Origin of the sequence: Chitinimonas arctica, assembly GCF_007431345.1 — a bacterium.
GTDB classification, from domain to species: Bacteria; Pseudomonadota; Gammaproteobacteria; order Burkholderiales; family Chitinimonadaceae; genus Chitinimonas; species Chitinimonas arctica.
In genome coordinates this window covers 1,117,027-1,136,364 of the sequence record NZ_CP041730.1, presented here as the reverse complement: position 1 = coordinate 1,136,364, position 19,338 = coordinate 1,117,027, and the positions used below count along the sequence as shown (strand labels likewise).

At 62.2% G+C, this 19,338-nt stretch carries 20 protein-coding genes; 12 read left to right on the top strand and 8 right to left on the bottom strand.

The window, feature by feature from the left end:
* Positions 1–127 precede the first annotated feature (127 nt).
* The 3 genes from rho to radA all read right to left on the bottom strand — a co-directional run bounded on the left by rho (position 128) and on the right by radA (position 3,418).
* On the bottom strand, positions 128–1,378 hold the full coding sequence (gene rho / locus FNU76_RS04965) for a transcription termination factor Rho (protein ID WP_143856675.1): 1,251 nt from the start codon (positions 1,376–1,378) through the stop codon (positions 128–130).
* A gap of 216 nt (positions 1,379–1,594) precedes the next feature.
* Complete coding sequence (gene trxA / locus FNU76_RS04960) at positions 1,595–1,924, bottom strand: thioredoxin TrxA (protein WP_143856674.1); 330 nt, start codon at positions 1,922–1,924, stop codon at positions 1,595–1,597.
* Between the two features lie 129 nt (positions 1,925–2,053).
* Entirely contained in the window at positions 2,054–3,418 is a 1,365-nt protein-coding gene (gene radA / locus FNU76_RS04955; protein ID WP_143856673.1) for a DNA repair protein RadA, read from the bottom strand.
* A gap of 243 nt (positions 3,419–3,661) precedes the next feature.
* Between radA and FNU76_RS04950 the strand changes: the two genes are divergently transcribed.
* The gene (locus FNU76_RS04950) at positions 3,662–6,313 is read left to right on the top strand and encodes a DUF8508 domain-containing protein (protein ID WP_223879229.1); all 2,652 of its coding nucleotides are present in this window, start codon (positions 3,662–3,664) and stop codon (positions 6,311–6,313) included.
* A 58-nt stretch (positions 6,314–6,371) separates the two neighbouring features.
* Positions 6,372–6,995: an NF038129 family PEP-CTERM protein gene (locus FNU76_RS04945; RefSeq protein WP_179958353.1), complete on the top strand. Its 624-nt coding sequence runs from the start codon at positions 6,372–6,374 to the stop codon at positions 6,993–6,995.
* Between the two features lie 6 nt (positions 6,996–7,001).
* On the opposite strand, the gene FNU76_RS04940 is transcribed toward FNU76_RS04945, so the two are convergent.
* Positions 7,002–8,582: a sensor domain-containing diguanylate cyclase gene (locus tag FNU76_RS04940; protein WP_143856671.1), complete on the bottom strand. Its 1,581-nt coding sequence runs from the start codon at positions 8,580–8,582 to the stop codon at positions 7,002–7,004.
* 215 nt (positions 8,583–8,797) lie between these two features.
* Here FNU76_RS04940 and FNU76_RS04935 point away from each other — a divergent pair, with 215 nt between their 5' ends.
* From FNU76_RS04935 to FNU76_RS04900, 8 genes are all read left to right on the top strand, one after another.
* Entirely contained in the window at positions 8,798–10,228 is a 1,431-nt protein-coding gene (locus FNU76_RS04935) for an aminotransferase-like domain-containing protein (protein WP_143856670.1), read from the top strand.
* Between the two features lie 69 nt (positions 10,229–10,297).
* Positions 10,298–11,800: a pseudouridine synthase gene (locus FNU76_RS24390; RefSeq protein ID WP_223879228.1), complete on the top strand. Its 1,503-nt coding sequence runs from the start codon at positions 10,298–10,300 to the stop codon at positions 11,798–11,800.
* 207 nt (positions 11,801–12,007) lie between these two features.
* A complete protein-coding gene (greB, locus tag FNU76_RS04925) occupies positions 12,008–12,565 on the top strand; it encodes a transcription elongation factor GreB (protein ID WP_143856669.1) in 558 nt (185 codons plus the stop codon).
* Positions 12,566–12,637: 72 nt separating this feature from the next.
* The gene (locus FNU76_RS04920) at positions 12,638–13,495 is read left to right on the top strand and encodes a 3',5'-nucleoside bisphosphate phosphatase (RefSeq protein WP_143856668.1); all 858 of its coding nucleotides are present in this window, start codon (positions 12,638–12,640) and stop codon (positions 13,493–13,495) included.
* A gap of 21 nt (positions 13,496–13,516) precedes the next feature.
* Positions 13,517–14,140 (top strand): L-threonylcarbamoyladenylate synthase, encoded by a 624-nt coding sequence (locus FNU76_RS04915; RefSeq protein WP_143856667.1) that lies wholly within the window; start codon positions 13,517–13,519, stop codon positions 14,138–14,140.
* Positions 14,137–14,661: a CPBP family intramembrane glutamic endopeptidase gene (locus FNU76_RS04910; protein ID WP_143856666.1), complete on the top strand. Its 525-nt coding sequence runs from the start codon at positions 14,137–14,139 to the stop codon at positions 14,659–14,661. Before FNU76_RS04915 ends, FNU76_RS04910 begins: the two co-directional genes overlap by 4 nt.
* A 56-nt stretch (positions 14,662–14,717) precedes the next feature.
* A complete protein-coding gene (locus tag FNU76_RS04905; RefSeq protein ID WP_223879227.1) occupies positions 14,718–15,386 on the top strand; it encodes a site-2 protease family protein in 669 nt (222 codons plus the stop codon).
* A gap of 145 nt (positions 15,387–15,531) precedes the next feature.
* Positions 15,532–16,200: a site-2 protease family protein gene (locus FNU76_RS04900; protein ID WP_143856664.1), complete on the top strand. Its 669-nt coding sequence runs from the start codon at positions 15,532–15,534 to the stop codon at positions 16,198–16,200.
* 161 nt (positions 16,201–16,361) lie between these two features.
* On the opposite strand, the gene FNU76_RS04895 is transcribed toward FNU76_RS04900, so the two are convergent.
* The 3 genes from FNU76_RS04895 to nadS form a co-directional block, all read right to left on the bottom strand.
* Entirely contained in the window at positions 16,362–16,727 is a 366-nt protein-coding gene (locus tag FNU76_RS04895) for a hypothetical protein (RefSeq protein ID WP_143856663.1), read from the bottom strand.
* Entirely contained in the window at positions 16,724–16,885 is a 162-nt protein-coding gene (locus FNU76_RS04890) for a DNA-binding protein (protein WP_143856662.1), read from the bottom strand. Before FNU76_RS04890 ends, FNU76_RS04895 begins: the two co-directional genes overlap by 4 nt.
* 120 nt (positions 16,886–17,005) lie before the next feature.
* On the bottom strand, positions 17,006–17,296 hold the full coding sequence (gene nadS / locus FNU76_RS04885; protein WP_143856661.1) for a NadS family protein: 291 nt from the start codon (positions 17,294–17,296) through the stop codon (positions 17,006–17,008).
* Between the two features lie 439 nt (positions 17,297–17,735).
* Between nadS and relB the strand changes: the two genes are divergently transcribed.
* A complete protein-coding gene (gene relB / locus FNU76_RS04880) occupies positions 17,736–17,993 on the top strand; it encodes a type II toxin-antitoxin system RelB family antitoxin (RefSeq protein WP_308418616.1) in 258 nt (85 codons plus the stop codon).
* Position 17,994: 1 nt separating this feature from the next.
* Positions 17,995–18,246, top strand: a complete 252-nt coding sequence (locus FNU76_RS04875) for a type II toxin-antitoxin system RelE family toxin (RefSeq protein ID WP_308418615.1) — start codon at positions 17,995–17,997, stop codon at positions 18,244–18,246.
* A gap of 35 nt (positions 18,247–18,281) precedes the next feature.
* Here FNU76_RS04875 and FNU76_RS04870 read toward each other — a convergent pair whose 3' ends face one another.
* Positions 18,282–19,175 (bottom strand): transposase, encoded by an 894-nt coding sequence (locus FNU76_RS04870; RefSeq protein WP_223879226.1) that lies wholly within the window; start codon positions 19,173–19,175, stop codon positions 18,282–18,284.
* Between the last annotated feature and the right edge of the window lie 163 nt (positions 19,176–19,338).

The window sequence follows — 19,338 nt, the reverse complement described above, 5'->3', positions numbered from 1 at the left end:
GTACAGTGCCCGGTCTTGCGTAGAAAAGTCCGCGATTATGCGCGATAGGGTGTTGAACGGGCAAGCATTTTCACCCGTTCAACACCCTGTATTCCGGCGCGGCCGGCAAAGGCGCGGCCGGCAAAGCTTAGCGACGCATCGAGTCGAAGAAGTCGTTGTTGTTCTTGGTGCCCTTGACCTTGCCCAGCAGGAAGTCCATCGCCTCCAGCTCGTCCATCGGGTAGAGCAGCTTGCGCAGCACCCAGATTTTCTGCAGCTGTTCGGACGGGATCAGCAATTCCTCGCGGCGGGTGCCGGAGCGGTTGACGTTGATCGCCGGGTAGATGCGCTTCTCGGCCATGCGGCGGTCGAGATGCAGTTCCATATTGCCGGTACCCTTGAATTCTTCGTAGATCACATCGTCCATGCGGCTGCCGGTGTCGGTCAGCGCGGTGGCGATAATGGTCAGCGAGCCGCCTTCCTCGATATTGCGGGCGGCGCCGAAGAAGCGCTTGGGCTTTTGCAGGGCATTGGCGTCCACACCACCGGTCAATACCTTGCCCGATGCCGGGATCACGGTGTTGTAGGCGCGAGCCAGGCGGGTGATGGAGTCCAGCAGGATGACCACGTCCTTCTTGTGCTCGACCAGGCGCTTGGCCTTCTCGATCACCATTTCGGCAACCTGCACATGGCGTGTCGGCGGTTCGTCGAAGGTGGAGGCAACCACTTCGCCGCGCACCGTGCGCGTCATTTCGGTCACTTCTTCCGGCCGTTCGTCGATCAGCAGCACGATCAGGATCACGTCGGGATGGTTGGCGGTGATGGCATGCGCGATATGCGTCAGCATCACGGTCTTGCCCGACTTGGGCGGGGCGACCAGCAGGCCGCGCTGGCCCTTGCCGATCGGCGCGATCAAGTCGATCACCCGGCTGGTGATGTTCTCTTCGGCCTTGATATCGCGTTCCAGCGTCATGCGCTCGGTGGGGAACAGCGGCGTCAGGTTTTCGAAGAGGATCTTGTTCTTGGTGGCTTCCGGCGTGTCGTTATTGACTCTATCCACCTTCACCAGGGCGAAGTAGCGCTCCCCATCCTTGGGGGTGCGGATCTCGCCTTCGATGGTGTCGCCCGTGTGCAGATTGAAACGGCGGATCTGCGAGGGGGAAACGTAGATATCGTCCGGACCGGCCAGATAGCTGGTGTCGGGGCTACGCAAGAAACCGAAGCCGTCGGGCAGCACTTCCAGAGTGCCGTCGCCGAAAATGCTTTCGCCCTTTTTGGCCTGACTCTTCAGCAAGGCGAAGATCAGGTCCTGCTTGCGCATCCGGTTTGCACCGTCGATATCGGTGGCCATATCGACCAGCTCGGATACGTGCTTGTGCTTTAGGTCTGACAAATGCATGTGCGGGTAGACTTTCCAGTCTTGGTGGAAGAATGATTTCTTAAGGAGGGATACGGGAATCGGCTTTGGTGCCGTGAACTGCCGGAATGGACTCATCGGCAGTTGGAACAGGTTTCAGCGCAGCTTAGTGGGCGGCCTCGCCGCTGTCAATGCACAAACGCAAAGCGCCGCCCGCTTGTTGCAGAACAAGCACGCGGCGCCGGGTCGTACAGCCGTTTACAGGTGGCTGTCGATAAAGGTGGTCAGCTGCGATTTCGACAGCGCGCCGACCTTGGTGGCGGCCACTGCGCCATCCTTGAAGATCATCAGGGTGGGGATGCCGCGGATGCCGAACTTGGGCGGGGTGGCCTGGTTTTCGTCGATATTGAGCTTGGTCACCTTCAGCTTGCCCTGGTACTCATTGGCCACCTCGTCGAGGATGGGGGCGATCATCTTGCAAGGACCGCACCACTCGGCCCAGTAGTCCACCAGCACCGGGCCGGTTGCTTGCAGTACATCGCCTTCGAAACTGGCGTCGGTCACGTGATGGATGAGATCGCTGCTCATAGATGAAATTCTCCGGTCATTGGATCGCGTCGGCTGAGCCGACAGTACAAGGTCAATGCTACCCGATTGCAGGCTCAATCGAGAAGCGGGCGTTGATTGAATGTTTATATGGGATTGATAGCTTGGGTTTCAAGCGTCGCGCAAGGCCGCCACGGCCTGCTCCAGCCGGTCCACGGCCTGCACGGTCATGCCGGGAATGGGCGTCTTGGGGGCATTGGCCTTGGGGATGATGGCCATGGTAAAGCCCAGCTTGGCCGCTTCCTTCAAACGCTCCTGGCCGCGTTGCACCGGCCTGACTTCGCCCGCCAGGCCCACTTCGCCGAACACCACCAGCTTGGCCGGCAAGGGCCGGTTGCGCAGCGAGGAGACAATCGCCAGCAATACCGCCAGGTCGGCGGCGGGCTCGGCGATGCGCACGCCGCCCACGGCGTTGACGAACACGTCCTGGTCGAAACAGGCCACCCCGGCGTGCCGGTGCAGCACCGCCAGCAACAGCGCCAAGCGGTTTTGCTCCAGTCCCACCGCCAGGCGCTTGGGATTGGGCGCATGCGCCTCATCCACCAGGGCCTGTATTTCCACAAGCAGCGGGCGGGTACCCTCTTGCGTGACCAGCACGCAGGCCCCGGCCACCGGCTCGGCGTGTTGCGACAGGAACAGCGCGGACGGGTTGGTGACGCCGCGCAGGCCTTTGTCGGTCATGGCGAATACGCCCAGCTCATTGACCGCGCCGAAACGGTTCTTCTGCGCGCGTATCAGCCGGAAGCTGGAGTGGGTATCGCCCTCGAAATACAGCACCGCATCGACGATATGCTCCAGCACGCGCGGACCGGCCAGCGCGCCATCCTTGGTGACGTGGCCGACCAGCAGGATGGTGGTGCCGCTGGTCTTGGCGTAGCGGGTCAGCTGGGCCGAGCATTCGCGCACCTGGGCCACCGAACCGGGCGCGGACTGCAAGTGTTCGCTGTAGACCGTCTGGATCGAGTCGATCACCACGATTTCCGGTTTCTCGGCCGACAAGGTGGCGAGAATGGTCTCCATATTGATCTCGGCCAGCAGCCGTACCGGGCCTGCGTCCACCGTCAGGCGGCGGGCGCGCAGGGCGATCTGCTGGGCCGATTCCTCGCCGCTGACATACAGCACCCGATGTTGATTGCCGATATGCGCCAGTGCCTGCAATAGCAGGGTGGACTTGCCGATCCCAGGGTCGCCGCCGATCAGCACCACGCCGCCGCGCACCAAGCCGCCGCCCAACACCCGGTCCAATTCCTCGCTGCCGGTCGAAAGCCGTGGCAGCTCGGCCGTCTGCACGTCGGTCAGCGATTGCACGCCGCCGCCGGCCGCCAGGGCGCTGAAGCGTCCGTGGCTTGGTTTGGACTCGACCGCGATGGTTTCGGAGAGCGTGTTCCAGGCGCTGCAATGGGGGCATTGGCCCTGCCATTTCGGGTTGATACCGCCGCAATCGGCGCAGGTGTAGACGGTTTTGGGTTTGGCCATGGGTATGCTTTCCCGGTCAAGGGAGGAGGGGAGGGCGGGAGGGGGCTGCAGGGACCTGCGAAAATAACCCGACAAAAGCGTTGTGATCGTGCCACGGTAAAATATAAACGTCACCAGCTTGTCATGTCTTCCTTGTAGTTTTGCGCCCGTTTGCCAGTCTGAGCAGCGCCGCAAATATAGAACGGCGCTATCCGCGTGGGCGGCCGGTACCGCACCCGCATCCATCGAACAAACGGGGAAATCATGAAGCAGAAGGATATTGCCATCGCTATTGCGATGGCAGGGCTGGCCATGCCGGCGTTGGCGGCTGGGCTGCCGGTCATCAGCCAGGTTTATGGCGGCGGCGGCAATAGCGGGTCGGTGTGGCGCAATGACTTTATCGAATTGTTCAATCGCGGCGATGCGCCCGTCACCCTCGACGGGTGGAGCGTCCAATACGCCAGCGCCAGCGGTAGCAATTGGCAGAAGACCAGCCTGAGCGGTGTCCTCCAGGCGGGCCAATATTACCTGGTACAGCAAGCCGCCGGCGCGGGTGGTACGCAGAATCTGCCCAATCCCGACGCCATCGGCGCCTTGACCCTGTCCGGTACCGCCGGCAAGGTGGCGCTGGTCAATAACGACACGCCGCTGCCATGCGGCAGCAGCTGCGCCCTGACCGCCAATGTGGTCGATTTCGTCGGCTTCGGCAGTGCCAACAATGCCGAGGGCGGTGCCGCTCCGGCGCCTTCCAATACCTTGTCGGTATTGCGCGGCGCGGTGGGTTGCAGCGACAGCAACAGCAATAGCGCCGACTTCAGCACCGGCATGCCGGTTCCGCGCAACCGCGCCACGGCCCCGCACCTCTGCGGCGACGACGGCGGACCGGTCGAGCCGGTGCAGGCCCGTATCCACGATATCCAGGGCCGCGCCCATCTGTCGCCGCTGAAGGGCCGCCAGGTCGTCCAGGTGCCCGGTGTCGTCACGGCGCTGATGAGCAATGGCTTCTTTATGCAGGACGCCGAACCGGACAACGATCCCGTCACCTCGGAAGGTGTCTTTGTCTACACCGGCAGCGCGCCGACCGTGCAGGTAGGCGACGCGGTCCAGGTCAACGGTCTGGTGACCGAATACCGCCCTGGCGGCAGCAACGCCGCCGAGAATCTCACCACTACCGAAATCACCGCGCCTACGGTGCGCATGATCTCGCACGGCAATGCCTTGCCGGTCGCCACCGTGATCGGCGCGGCCGGCCGGCAGGCGCCCGGCGCGCTGATCCATATGGGCCATGGCGACGTCGAGACGCTTGGCGTGCTGGTGCCCAGCGTCAACGCGATCGATTTCTACGAGAGCCTGGAAGGGATGCGCGTGCAGGTGCCGGCGCCGGTCGTGGTCGGTCCGAGCAATGCGGCCGGCGATATGGTGGTGTTGCCGGACAATGGCAGCGCGACGCAAACCCGCACGCCGCGCGGCGGCGTGGTGGTGGCCGCCGGCGACTTCAATCCCGAACGGCTGACCGTGGTCAAGGGCGTGGCGACCCCGCCGCAAGTCGATGTGGGCGATCGCTTTGCCGCGATCTCCGGCATCCTCGACTACGGCAACGGCGACTTCAAACTGCTGGCCGGCGAGCTGAGCGGCCTGGCGCGCGGTGGCCTGAGCCAGGAGCGTACCCGGCCGCAGTTGGTCAACGAATTGGCCATCGCCTCCTTCAATCTGGAAAACCTGTCGGCCGGCGATTCGGCCGGCAAGTTCGATGGCTTGGCCAGGCAGATCGTCCACAACCTGCAATCGCCCGATATCGTCGCGGTGATGGAAGTGCAGGACAACGACGGCGCCGCCAATAGCGGCGAAGTGGATGCCGGCCGGACCTTTGCCCGGCTGTTCCAGTCCATCAGCCAGGCGGGTGGGCCGGTTTATCAATTCCGCGCCATCAATCCGCTCAACGGCCAGGACGGCGGAGAACCCGGCGGCAATATCCGCCAGGGCTTTCTGTTCAATCCGGCGCGGGTGGCCTTTATCGACCGGCCGGGTGGCGATGCCGTCAGCGCCATCAGCGTCCAGCAGGGTAGCGACGGCCCGCGCCTGTCCGCCAGCCCGGGCCGTATCGAACCGGCCAATCCGGCCTTCAGCAATAGCCGCAAGCCGCTGGCGGGCGAATTCGTCTTCAACGGCCGCAAGGTCTTCCTGATCGCCAACCACTTCAACGCCAAGACCACCGACCAGCCCTTGTTCGGCCGCTTCCAGCCGCCGCAACTGGGCACCGAGCCCAAGCGCATGCAGCAGACCCAGGTCGTGGCGCAGTTCGTCTCGCGCATTCTGCAGGCCGATGCACAGGCGGGCGTGGTGGTGCTGGGCGATATGAATGACTTCGAGTTCTCGCCTGCCCTGGGGATACTCAAGGCGGCGGGACTGCGCGACCTGGTAGAAAACCTGCCGCCGGGCGAGCGCTATACCTATGTATACGAAGGCAACTCGCAAGCACTCGACCATATCCTGGTCAGCGCCGGCCTGGCCAGCCGGACGGAATACGACGTGGTGCACGTGAATAGCGAATTCGCCAACCAGACCAGCGACCATGAACCGGAAGTCGCCCGTATCAGCCTGCCGCCGCTGGTGGATGGTTCGGCCAATTTCACCTGGCAGGCGTCCGGCCTCAGCTACAACCGTGCCACCGGCATCTACCAGGGCACCGTGACGCTGACCGCGACCAATGCCATGGCCGGTCCGCTTGCCCTGGCCCTGGCCGATCTGCCTGCCGGCGTGAGCCTGGCCAATGGCAATGCCACGGTCGCCAATCTGCCGGCGATCCGCCTTCCCGGCTCGGTCACGGCTGGGCAGCGCCTGACCGTCACGCTGCAGTTCCGCAACCCGGGCAATGTCCGCCTGGGCTATGCGGTACGTGTCTACAGCGGCCTGTAAAATCTCCGCCCGGCCGTGCAAGCGGCCGGGGGTATGAATCCCTAAAAGGAATACGCAAGTGAAACTCTGGACCAAACCCCTATTCGGCCTGTTCGCCGCCTTGGCGCTGCTGGCTTCGGCCGGCGCCAGCGTCAGCTACGATATCCGTGTCGATACCAGCAGCCTGGCCGGCAGCCAAGGCCACCTGGATTTCGGCCTGATCGGTCTGAACGACTCTCCCCTGGCCGGTGCAAGCATCACGGGCTTGTCCGGCGGCAGCCTGCTCGGTCCCGTGCAGCTGGATGGCGGCGCTGCGGCGGTTGCGGGCGGCTGGGCGCTGGATAATGGCCAAGCCTTCAATGCCGTGTTCGGCGCCTGGCAGTTCGGTCAGCAACTGGGCTTCCGGCTGACTTTCAGCGGCGACTGGCAAACCAATCCCTTGGGCAGCGGCAATACCTTTGCCTTCAAGCTTTGGAATCAGGCCGCCGACGCCACCCTGCTGACGAACGATGGTAACGGCGATCTGCTGCGCTTCGAATTGCTGCCCGCCGGCCGTATCGAAGCCGTCACCTTTGACCGCGATGGACAGGGGCATGGCTCGCCGGTCAGCATCACCGCCGTGCCGGAACCGGAAACAGCCGCCATGCTGATGGCCGGCTTGATGGTGCTGGCCGCGGTCAAACGCCGTGCCCGTGGCGGCTGATTCGCCCTAATCCGTCTCCGTCGCCTTGCTCACCACCTGGTTGCGCCCCGCGTGCTTGGCGGCGTAGAGGGCGGTGTCGGCGCGGGCGTACAGGCTTTCCGGCGTGTCGTCGGACTGCAGCATCGCCACCCCCAGGCTGATGCTCAACACCTCCGCCACGTCGGATTGCTTGTGCGGCAGCGCCTCCGCCAGCAGTGCCAGCCTGACCCGTTCGGCGATATCGCAGGCAGCCGCCAGGTTGGTATCCGCCAGCAGGATGGCGAACTCCTCGCCACCCAGGCGCACCGGCAGATCACCCGGCCGCTTCGCCTGGCCGCTCATGCAGCGCGCCACCACGCGCAAGGCGGCATCGCCGGCCTGGTGCCCATAGGCGTCGTTGTAGCGCTTGAAAAAATCCACATCCAGCATGACCAGCGCCAGCGGCTGGCCCTTGCGCCGTTGCAGGCGGATTTCATGCAGCAGCCGTTGATCGAAGGCACGCCGGTTGGCCAGGCCGGTCAGGGGGTCGGTCTGGGCGCGCTGCTCCAGTTCCAGCATCTGCGCCGCGATCACCGTCAGCAGCTCGTTGGTATGTTGCGCCACGCCGCCTATCTCATCGGCCGAGCTATCGCTGGTGCGCTTGGCCCAGTCCTGGCCGGCGCGGATATCGTCCAGCTCATTGCTCAGTCGCTTCAGCCTGACCAACAGCACCCGGTCGATTACCAGCAACATGCCGAAGGCGCCCAGCAGGGTCAGCAGGGTCAGTTGCCACTGCGCCTGCACCAGCACTTCCCGCCCCCGCGTCATGATGCTGCGCGGCCAGGGCAGCAGGAGCTCGCCGCAGGGACGGCCTGCCAAGTCGCGCAAGGTCCAGTGCAATTCGTAGCGATCCTCGCCCTGCAGATAGCCGACCGGGCCGTAGCCCAGCGGCGAAAACAAGGTGCGCGGCTCCCCCGTGGGCGGCGGCTTGGTTTGCGTCGGTGCGGACAGTAACTCGAACTGCAGGCGGGTCTGGTTGGCGATACGCTGCAAGGCCGGTGGGTCGAGCAAGCGGCCCATCACGATCACCCCACGGCTAGGCAGCTTGCCTTCGCTATCCAGTATCGGTAGCCGGCACAGCATCAGCAGCCCCTGTGCGACCCGTGCCAAGCCGCAATTGTCGGGCGAGGCTTCCGGCTGTTGGCCCAGGATGGCCCGGATGGGATTATCGCTTTGTGCCAGCTGGCCCAGATCGACGGGCTGGCTGGTGCGGGGATTCAGGCTGTGCGCCTCGACGGTATGGCCGGCCAGGTCGTAGATGGCCAGGTACCACACGCCGGATAGCGCCAGATTGGTCGGGCTTAGGTTTTCGTTGCGGAAATCGCGATTGCGGTTGGCCAGGTAATTGTACAGCTCGGTCCAATTGCCCCACTCGCGGGTGACCTGGTTCAACTGCAACAACTCCGCTTCCAGGGTCTGCACCAGGCGGGCCATATCGTCTTGCGAGGCTTCCAGTTCGATCTGCTGGTAGCTGGCCAGTACGCTGCTGCGCAGAATCAGCGTACTGGCCAATCCAAGCACGCCCAGCAAGGCGACCAGGCTGAACAGTAGTTTGCCGCGTAAGCCCATGATGCGATCGCAACCAGTCTGGAATATAGATGTGCGGTGCTTCCAATGTAGGCCTTCTGTGGTGCAAGCTCAACGCGGAGGTAGAGGAGATCCGCCTGCCGCAATACCGATTGTCATGCCGCAAGCATTAGTTCTGGCCCAAAGCGCATATCTCGTGGACAATCGCCAGACAATTCCGGACAGTTCTGGCCGGTACAGTCGGAGCGGCGTTCCCTATGCAACCCTTTACAGTCGAACACGCCTTGGCCCAGCCCCTGGTCGAGCAGATCGTCGAGCAATTTATTGCTCGCATCGGCGATAAAAGCCTGCGGGCCGGCAGCCGGCTACCGTCGATCCGCGGCTTTGCCGGCCAGTACCATGTTTCCAAATTCACCGTCGTGGAAGCCTACGACCGCCTGGTCGCGCTCGGCTATGTGCAATCGCGGCGCGGCGCGGGTTTCTTCGTGGCGTCCCGGGTGGAGGCGCACGCCCATGCGCCGGTCCGGCGGGCGCCGCCCTTGCGGCGCTGTGTCGATAGCCTGTGGCTGCTGCGGCATGATGCGCTGACCTCCGATAACGACATCCTCAAACCCGGTTGCGGTTGGCTGCCGGCGGATTGGATGCCGCAGGCCGAACTGGAAAAAGCGCTGCGCGACCTCACGCGCCGGCCCAATGCCCGCCTGACCGCCTATGGCGAGCCCTTTGGCTACCGCCCGCTGCGCCAGCAACTGACCGTACGCTTGGCGGAGCTGGAAATCGAGGCCGAGCCGGAGCAGATCGTGCTGACCAATGGCGCCATGCAGGCGCTGGACCTGATCGCACGCTATTTTGTCGATGAGGGCGATGCGGTCCTGGTGGACGAGCCGGGTTTCTTCAATGTCTTCGCCAACCAGAAACTGAACGGCGCCCGCCTATATGGCGTGCCGCGCACAGCCAACGGCCCGGACGTGGTGGTGCTGGAGCAATTGCTGGCTGAGCATAAGCCCAAGCTTTTCATCACCAACAGCGTGCTGCACAACCCCACCGGCACCAGCCTGAACCGCGCCACCGCCTTCCGCATCCTGCAGTTGGCCGAAAAGTACGACCTGACCATCGTCGAAGACGATATCTACAGCGATTTCCAGACCGGCCCGGGCGAACGGCTGGCAGCTTTGGACCAGCTGGAACGGGTGATCTATATCGGCAGCTTTTCCAAGACGCTGTCGGCCAACCTGCGGGTGGGCTTTATCGCCGCCGACCCCAAGCGTGCGCAGGATCTGTGCGATCTCAAGCTGCTCACCGGCCTATCCAGCTCGGAAGCGGCCGAACGGGTGATCCACGCCATGCTGACCGAAGGCGCCTACCGCAAACATATGGAGCGCGTGAAAAGCCGCCTGAAACAAACCGCCGATACCGTCCTGCCGCGTTTGGAAGCGCTGGGCTTCGTGCTGTGGGCGCAACCCTCCGGCGGCATGTTCTGCCACGCCCGCCTGCCTGGCCTGGAAGACACGGCGCCGCTGGCCCAGAGCGCCCTGCAGGAAGGTTTGATGCAGGCGCCCGGGGTACTTTTCTGCCCCCAGGGCGGTCCCACGCCATGGCTTCGCTTCAATGTGGCGCACATGGAAGACGAGCGGGTTTGGGATTGGTTGGCACGAGTCGCGGCGGGAGTGCCCGCGCGCGCGCTATAATGCGCCCGTCACATCACGAACGGCGGTGCTTTCCACCGCCGTTCATTATTTATGTATTGGAGTACCAACATGGCCCCGCCACGCAAACCCGCCCCGAAATCCGCCGCCCCGTTCACCCCTCGCGGTGAGCGCGCGCGTCCCCCCCAGGGCGAAGCTGGCCAAGGCCGCGCGGGCGATAATCGCCGCAGCCAGAGCGGCCGCAAGGAAGAAGCAGACGGCAATCGCGCAGCACCCGCCGGCTCGGCCGCCGGCCGCGACAAGCGTCATTTCGCCGAAGATACCCGCCGTGGCAACCCGGTGCCGCGCAGCAGCGACCGGGCCGACGGCACCCGCACCGACGTCCCGCGCGGCCCCCGTGGCGCAGTCGTGGCGGACGGCCGCCGCCCGCCAGTCGAAGGCGCGCGCGGTGGACGCGGGCGTCCGGTCGAAGGCCAAGGCCGCGACGCTTATCCCGGCGCACCGGCCGGTACCCGGACACCCCGTGCCGGCGGCACCGGCCGGCCCGGCGCGGAAGGCGGCCGTGGCCGTAGCGCCGATGCGCAAGCGCCACGCGGCGCCGCGACCACCCGCACGGGTGCGGACGCCCAGCGCAAGCTGCGCGGCCAGGGTTTCGGCAGCATAGAAAACCAGCAGATCGACCGTGGCGACGAAGCCGCCCGCCGCGAACTGCGCCGCAATACCCGCAAAGCCCCCATCGTGGTGGCCGATTTGCCGGTGGAACCAGCCAAGAAGATGCTGGTGCGCCACGGCAACGAAAAACACGAAAGACAGGCGCTTGAGCTGCGTGAAAAGCGCGTCGAAGCCCATTATGTCGGCGATCTGCGTATCCAGAAGGCGCTGGCCTTGTCCGGCGTCGGCTCGCGTCGCGACTGCGACGAATGGGTCGCGGCCGGCCGCGTCAGCATCGACGGCCAGGTCGCCAAGCCCGGCGCACGGGTCGCCATGGGCAATCGCGTGCTGGTGGACGGCAAGCCCATCCAGATCAAATGGCCGGACCGGCTGCCGCGTATCGTGATGTACCACAAGCAGGAAGGCGAAATCGTCAGCCGCGACGACCCGGAAGGCCGCACCACCGTGTTCGAGCGCCTGCCCAAGGTGCAAAGCTCGGCCTGGATCGCCGTGGGCCGGCTGGACTTCAATACCTCCGGCCTGCTGATCTTCACCACCTCGGGCGACCTGGCCAACCGGCTGATGCACCCCAGCTTTGAAGTGCAGCGCGAGTACGCGGTGCGGGTGCTGGGCCAGTTGACCGACGAGCAGAAGAAGGAGCTGGTCACCGGCGTCACGCTGGAAGACGGCGAAGCACGCTTCGAGATGCTGGAAGACCAGGGCGGCGAAGGTAGCAACCATTGGTATCGCGTCATCCTCAAGGAAGGCCGCAACCGCGAAGTTCGCCGTATGTTCGAACATTTCGAACTGACGGTATCGCGCCTGATGCGGGTCCGCTTCGGCATGTTGGCCATGCCCTCGCGCCTCAAGCGTGGCCAGTACTACGAACTGGACGAACCGGAAGTCTTGTCGGTGCTGAAATGGGCCGGCCTTAGCCTGACCGGCCGGGTACCTACCCGCTGAACGGTGGGGCGGGGCGGCCTAGGGTCGCCCCTGAGTGCTGGTTCGAACCGCGCCATGACGGCGTGGGTCGAATTTCCTGGAATTTTTTTCCTGATTTGCCGTCTAGCAAGGGTATGCCCGGCATCCGCATTGGCGGAAGAGCGCCGCGCCTTTTTCCTTGCAACCTCTTCTAAAAGGTCGTCGGGCTTGGCCCGGCTTGCACAGCATATGAACAAGGCATTCACCAAGGAAGACGACGGCGATGAAGACGATTTTCTTCCGCCCGAGCAGCGGCTGCCCGCATCGACCAAGAATTACATGACCCCTGGCGGCTGGGAGCGCATGCGCGCCGAGCTGCATGAACTGGTCAGCAAGGAACGGCCCGCCCTGACCCAGATGATCAACTGGGCGGCCGGCAATGGCGACCGTTCGGAAAACGGCGACTATATCTATGGCAAAAAGCGCCTGCGCGAAATCGATCGTCGCATCCGCTTTCTGACCAAGCGCATGGAAAACGCCGAAGTGGTCGATCCGGCCACCCGCGAAGCCACCGACCAGGTGTTTTTCAGCGCCACGGTCACGGTGTTGCGCGGCAATGGCGAGGAGCAGACCGTCAGCATCGTCGGGGTGGACGAACTGGACCTGGATAAGCAGCACATCAGCTGGATTTCGCCGCTGGCACGCTGCCTGCTGAAGGCTCGCGAGGGCGAGACGGTGCTGCTGCGCGGCCCGGCCGGCCCGGAGGAAATCGACATCCTCGAAGTGGTCTACCGCGCCCTGGATTGACCACTGCCGCCCTGCCGAGTGAGACGCCGGCGGATCCGGCGGCTCTGTTAAACTGGCATGGGAGGAACACGCATGCTTTACGTTGATCTACACGCGCATTCCAATATTTCGGATGGCATGCTGCCACCGCGCGAAGTCGTGGCGCGTGCCCACGGGCGCGGTTGCCAGCTGTTCGCGCTGACCGACCATGACGACGTGCGCGGCCTGGCCGATGCCGCCGACGAAGCCGCCCGCCTGGGCATGGGCTTCGTGCCGGGGGTCGAGATATCGGTGAGCTGGCGCAAGCACACCCTGCATATCATCGGTCTGGGCTTCGATCCCCGCGACGAAAAACTGCTGGCCGGCCTGAAATCGGTACGGCTGGGCCGCGACGAACGCGCCGTGCGCATGGACGCGGAGTTGGCGAAGCGCGGCATCCCCGGTGTGCTGGAAGGCGCCCGCAAGTTCGCCGACAACCCGGAAATGATAGGCCGCGCCCACTTTGCCCGGTACCTGATCGAACTGGGCAAGGCCAAGAATATGCAGGGCGTATTCAAGAAATACCTCGCCCGTGGCAAGCCCGGCTATGTGTCCCACCAATGGGCCAGCCTGGAAGACGCGGTCGCCTGGATACGCGAGGCCGGCGGCGTGGCGGTCATCGCCCATCCCGGCCGTTATGAATTCGGCAAGCAGACCATGGGCGAATTGATCGAGGAGTTCAAGGCCGCGGGCGGGGAGGGTATCGAAGTGGTATCCGGCAGCCACCACCCTGACGACTACCTGCGCTTTGCCAAGCTCGCCGAAACCAATGGACTGCTGGCCTCGGTCGGTACCGATTACCACGCCACCGGCGAAGGCGCCCGCGAACCGGGCGCGCTGCCCGATATGCCGTCCGGCCCCACGCCCGTCTGGGACCGCTGGCGTGATCGCATAGCGGCCGCTGCCGCATAAAAAGACAAGACCACCGCCACCATGGCCCTATACCTGCCACTGCATCCCGACAATCCGCAGCCCCGCCTGATCAAACAGGCGGTCGATATCGTTCGCGCCGGCGGTGTGATCGTCTACCCCACCGAATCGTGCTACGCCCTGGGCTGCCAACTCGGCGACAAAGACGCGCTGGAACGCATCCGCCGCATCCGCCAGGTGGACGATAAACACCATTTCACCCTGGTATGCCGCGATCTATCCGAGCTGGCCACCTATGCCAAGGTCGATAACCGCCAATACCGCTTCCTGAAAAGCGCCATGCCCGGCGCCTTCACCGTTATTCTGCAAGCCACCCGCGAAGTGCCGCGCCGGGTGATGCACGCCAAGCGATCCACCATCGGCCTACGCGTGCCGCAGAACGCCGTCGCCCAGGCGCTGCTGGAAGAACTGGGCGAACCCTTGCTGTCCTCCACCCTGTTATTGCCGGGCGAGGAATGGCCGCCGACCGAAGGCTGGGAGATCAGCCAGCAACTGGAACACCAGGTCGAAGCCGTGCTCGACGGCGGACTCTGCGGCACTGCCGTGACCACCGTCATCGACCTGACCGAGGCGGACCCGGTGCTGATACGGCAGGGCGCGGGAGACGCCGCGGTGTTTGGTTTGTGATCGTTCGGCGCATCGATGCCCAACTGACCCGGCTGGCCAATCAACCGCTTTGGCAGTTCGTCGTGGTCGTCTACACGGTTTCGCTGGTGGTCAAGATCGCCATCATGATGATGGCGAGCGAAGCAGCCGTCGCGGTAGGCCAGCCATTGCTGCGGTATCAGGGCGATGCCCAGCGTTCGCTGCTGGTGCTGTTTATCCAGGGCGTAGTGTTGGCGCCCTTGTTGGAAACCTGGCTGTTTCAGCAGTTGCCTATCCGGCTGGTCGGCAGATTCAGCCGTGGCCTGGTCTTGCCAATCCTGCTTAGCAGCCTCATCTTCACCCTGCTGCACTACCACAGGCTGCTGGCCGGGATGTTGAACGCGGCCGTGATGGGCCTGGTGCTGGCTAGTGCTTACTGCTACCGTGCCCGCCGTCCTGATGGACATCCCTTTATCGCCGTTGCGGCCATCCATGGCCTGCATAATTTGCTGGCGTGGTCGGTACAGTGGGCGCAGCGGAGTGGCTTGGTGCCGGCTGGTTAAAACCAGCTCGGTCGCTTTTTTGTTTTATTTTTTGATGCATGCAAGGAGTTGTTAGATTGAATAACGGGAATTGGATAGCACAGATCGCGGTTTACGCGATTCCCGTATTGCTAGCCCTTACGGTACATGAAGTGGCCCGTGGCTATGTCGCCAAATATTTTGGCGACGACACGGCCGAGCAGGAAGGACGGCTGACGTTCAACGCTTTGCGCCATGTCGACCCCATCGGCACGGTGCTGCTACCCCTGCTGACGCTGGTCCTGGGTAGCTTTATGTTCGGCTGGGCCAAGCCGATGCCAATCGCTTTTGAAAAACTGCGCAATCCCAAAGCCGATATGTTTTGGGTATCCGCCGCCGGCCCTGCCGCCAATCTCCTGATGCTGCTGTTCTGGGGAGTTGTGCTGGTGATTAGCCTGGACATGAATTTGTTCCCGGCTTTGAAAATGATCTTCGCAGGTGAAGCGGAAGGCTGGCTGGCCAATGTCGCTGGTGCCGGGCTGCGGATCAATATGAGCCTGATGCTGATCAACCTGCTGCCGATACCGCCCTTGGCCGGCGGCCGCATGCTGATCTCGCTGTTGCCCGACCGGGCCGCGATGGCGATGGTCCGGGTGGAGCCATATGGGTTCTTTATCATGATCGGCTTGGTCGCGACTAATGCTTTGTCGCCGATCCTGGGGCCCGTGGCGTTTACGGTTTATCGGGTGATGGATTTGGTGATGTGAGGGGGGCGCTATCGCGGCGTCGGCCGGTTGGATCGAGATAGACTGCTTGAATAGCGGAGTGGTTTGGTGCCGCCTGGTGAAAGCCGACTCAAGTTTGATCGGGCTTTTGGCGATATTTTTTCGATGTGCCGCAAGGAGCGTTTGATTGGATACCGGGAACTGGATAGCACAGATTGCGGTTTACGCGATCCCCGTACTGTTAGCCATTACGGTACATGAAGCGGCCCACGGCTATGTCGCCAAGTATTTCGGCGACAACACCGCCGAGCGGGAAGGGCGCCTGTCGCTCAATCCGCTCCGCCATATCGAACCCATCGGCACCGTGCTGGTACCGCTGCTGACCTTGTACTTCGGCAACTTCCTGTTCGGTTGGGCCAAGCCGGTACCGGTGGTTTTCGAAAAATTGCGTCATCCCAAGGCCGATATGCTGTGGGTAGCGGCGGCCGGCCCTGCTTCCAATCTGCTGATGCTGCTGATCTGGGGGATTGTGCTGGTGAATAGCCTGGGAATGAACTTGATCCCGGCCTTGAATATGGTCCGATCCGGCGGCGTGGACGACTGGCTGGCCAATGTCGCCTGCGCCGGAGTACGGATCAATATGAGCTTGATGCTGCTGAATCTGCTGCCGTTACCGCCACTGGACGGCGGTCGGATACTGATTTCGCTGCTGCCGGATCGGGCTTCGATGGTGATGACCAGGGTGGAACCGTTTGGGGTCTTTATTCTGGTTGCGTTGATTGCTACCAATACGCTGTCGGCGATCCTGGGGCCTTTGATGCTGACTACGTATAAAGTGTTGGATTCGTTGTTGTGATGGGTTTCCCGGCATTGGATGACGCGGATTTGACTGTCAGACGGCTTTCAGGAAGCGCATTTCCACATGGAGGCCGGCTGAGGTTGCCAGCTTCACCAGTGCAGCGAGGTGGGCCAGGCAATGAATGGCGGCCAAGCGATCTGGTCATGGGTCGGGGCGTATCAGTAGGACCGGCCTTGTCGGGTGAGCGTTCCTGTTTGTTTGTCGACTTTGAAGTACCAATCCAGCGTATCGCCGGCTGAACTGGTACCCGAGCAAACGAGACGGATGGCTTCGCCGGCAGGCGCGAGTAGGTATTGAAATTCAAAGTTGGGCGGGGCGGCTACGCGCCAGCGTTCACGGCCATCTACTTCAAAGCAGTGCAGCGATTCAGCGAATGTTGGTCCGCTCAGTGCGAGGACTACTTGGGCCGGTTCATCCCAGTCGGCCTGCTGCAAAGCCAATTGCTTCCATATCGAAAGTCGGCCATTGAAATTGAGCAGGATCAGGCCTGTTGCCAAGTCAGCGCTAAAATGAGTGTCGTTCATTTGTGCAAACGCAGATTCTTGATCTCGTCCGCCGTGTAGTCCTTTACCGGCGGTAAGTACAACGCATCGAACTCGCGCATGGTCTGCGCGTCGACCAATCCAATGTCGGCGAAGTCCAGGGCAGTTTCGTGCAGCGATTTCAGTAGTCGGCTTGTCATGGTTCACCTCATTCCCATCTGGTCCCCAGGCCGGTAGGTCACTAGCGTCCGGGCACCGCTGCTTTTGCCGCGCCTCGATAAGGCTATTTGCTTCGTCACCTCATGACAGCCTAGGTCGGGCTATCGGTGTAATGCGTGAATGGCTCGCTGCGGGTCTGCGTCCACGATGCGTAGCAAGGCACGCGCAGGACCAGTCGGGTGCCGGCGGCCGTGCTCCCAGTTTTCCAGCGTTCGCTTGCTGACGCCAATCAACCGTGCAAAACGGGTTTGCGAGAGCCCGGTCTTTTCCCGCACTGCCTGTACAGTTGGTTCGGTAATCTCGGTGACTCGCCCAGCCTTTAGCTCGCCGCGTGCGATCTTGTCCATTTCCTCGACGCTGGCCAGTAGTTCATCAAACATCGTCTTGTTCATGGGCCCCACCTTTCTACAATCTTTCTCTATGAGCGAGTGCGGCCAGCAAGTTGGCCAAGCCTGCGGCCACTGGTTCTATCGAGATCACGCTATTCACGACGTAAAGGCTTCGTTCTTGTGCTCGAATGCGTTTGTGGCGCGCCGCCTTCCGTGTCAGTTATGGCGAATCTCAGGTGGCTTGGCGGCCACAGTGGCGGTCTTCTGCAATAACCTTCACCACAATGTCCGCTGGGAAGCTTATGGGTTTTCGAACTACCGGCCGGCACGATGTTGCGATAGCTCTCGTAACTCCGATTGCCCTGCTGGCTGCCTGGAGTGTTTCATTGCGTTCGCTGGGCCGGATCACAGACGAACGATGGTACGCCGCTGACCAGGCCAACGCGGCACAACGGCAGATTGCACTGAGCGCACCCGGCGCGTACCATGAAGAGCGTAATACATGTATTGCACTCAACTCAAGGAGGACGCCATCATGCTGGCCATCCGTCTCCCGCAAGACATCGAGACCCGCCTGGAAAATCTGGCGCAGCGCACTGGGCGCACCAAGAGCTTCTATGTTCGCGAAGCGATCATGGAGCACTTGGAAGACCTGGAAGACCTCTACCTGGCCGAGCAGGTACTGCGGCGCGTGCGCAGTGGCGAGGAGCAGACTTACACCCTGGCAGAAGTAGAGGCAAAGCTTGGCCTGGCGGATTGAAGTGACCGATAGCGCCCTGAAACAGCTTGGCAAGCTGGATCGGCCGGTTGCCCAGCGTATCCGCAGCTTCCTGCTGGATCGATTGGCGACCTTGGATGACCCGCGCTCAATCGGTGAAGCGCTCAAAGGCGGTGAACTGGGCGAGCTCTGGAAGTACCGGGTAGGTGATTACCGCATCATCAGCAGCATCGAGGATGGTGCGTTGAAAATTCTGGTGGTGCGGATTGACAACCGGCGCGAGGTGTATCGCTAAAAACTAAAAAAGGGTCAGGTCTTGAACTAAAAAGGTCAGGTCTTGTATTTTACATATTTCGATACAATTCGGCTTACCGTTGTGTAATGCAATCCAAAGTGCTCAGCCACATCTTGCAAAGTGTAACCACCACTCTGGTATGCCTCGAAAATCGCTGTATTTCTTTCCGGATACATGATTGCATACCAGCCCACGGGTTTGGCTGCAGGCCGGCGCTGGACGCGGGGGATTTCTCGCAGACTAGTCACAGCCGATACTTGCTGACTCAGCCGCACCTGCATCTGATCAAGGAATGCATCACTACCTAAGAATGCCTGGCCCCGTAGTTCCTCCCACGGAGGACTGCGATTAACGCCCTGTGCAACGAAACGGCGGTAACGCTCGCGAGCCTGATCAATTTTCCCACCGAAACACGCCAGCAAGGGCTTGACCGCAAGCCAATCGGGCGCTGAATCTCCCACCATGGTTGGATAGCTGCTCCAGGGCCAATCGAGCAGTTCGGCCACCATGCCAGCGCGAAGTGGATTGAGTACTACGTAGCGAGACAATTCCAGCAGGTAGCTGTCCCGTTCTACCAGGATGCCTTTATACCGCCCTTGAAACACATGGCCTACCCGACAATGGGCACGGTTGAAGTATTGGGTATAGACACCGTTGAGTTGACGCATGCCCGCCGAAAGATTCGCTTCCACCGTCTCCACCACAAGGTGGTAGTGGTTGGTCATCAGGCAATAGGCATGAACCCGCCAGTTGAACCGTTCGCACACTTGACCGAGCAGCATCAGAAATTGCCGGCGATCTTCCTCGGTAAGATAGATGTCTTCACGCCGATCACCTCGTGAGGTGAGGTGGTACAGTGCACCGGCAAACTCAAGTCGAAGGGGGCGAGCCATAGTTTGGAAGTGATAAATAAAAAGAGTTGTCAGCATAGATCTCTCGATCAAGCTATGCAAAATACAAGACCTGACCCCGTACTTCCGTAGATCTCTCGATCAAGCTATGCAAAATACAAGACCTGACCCCGTACTTCCAAAATACAAGACCTGACCCCGTACTTCGTACTTGCATGACCCCGTACTTGCAAGCGTCGTA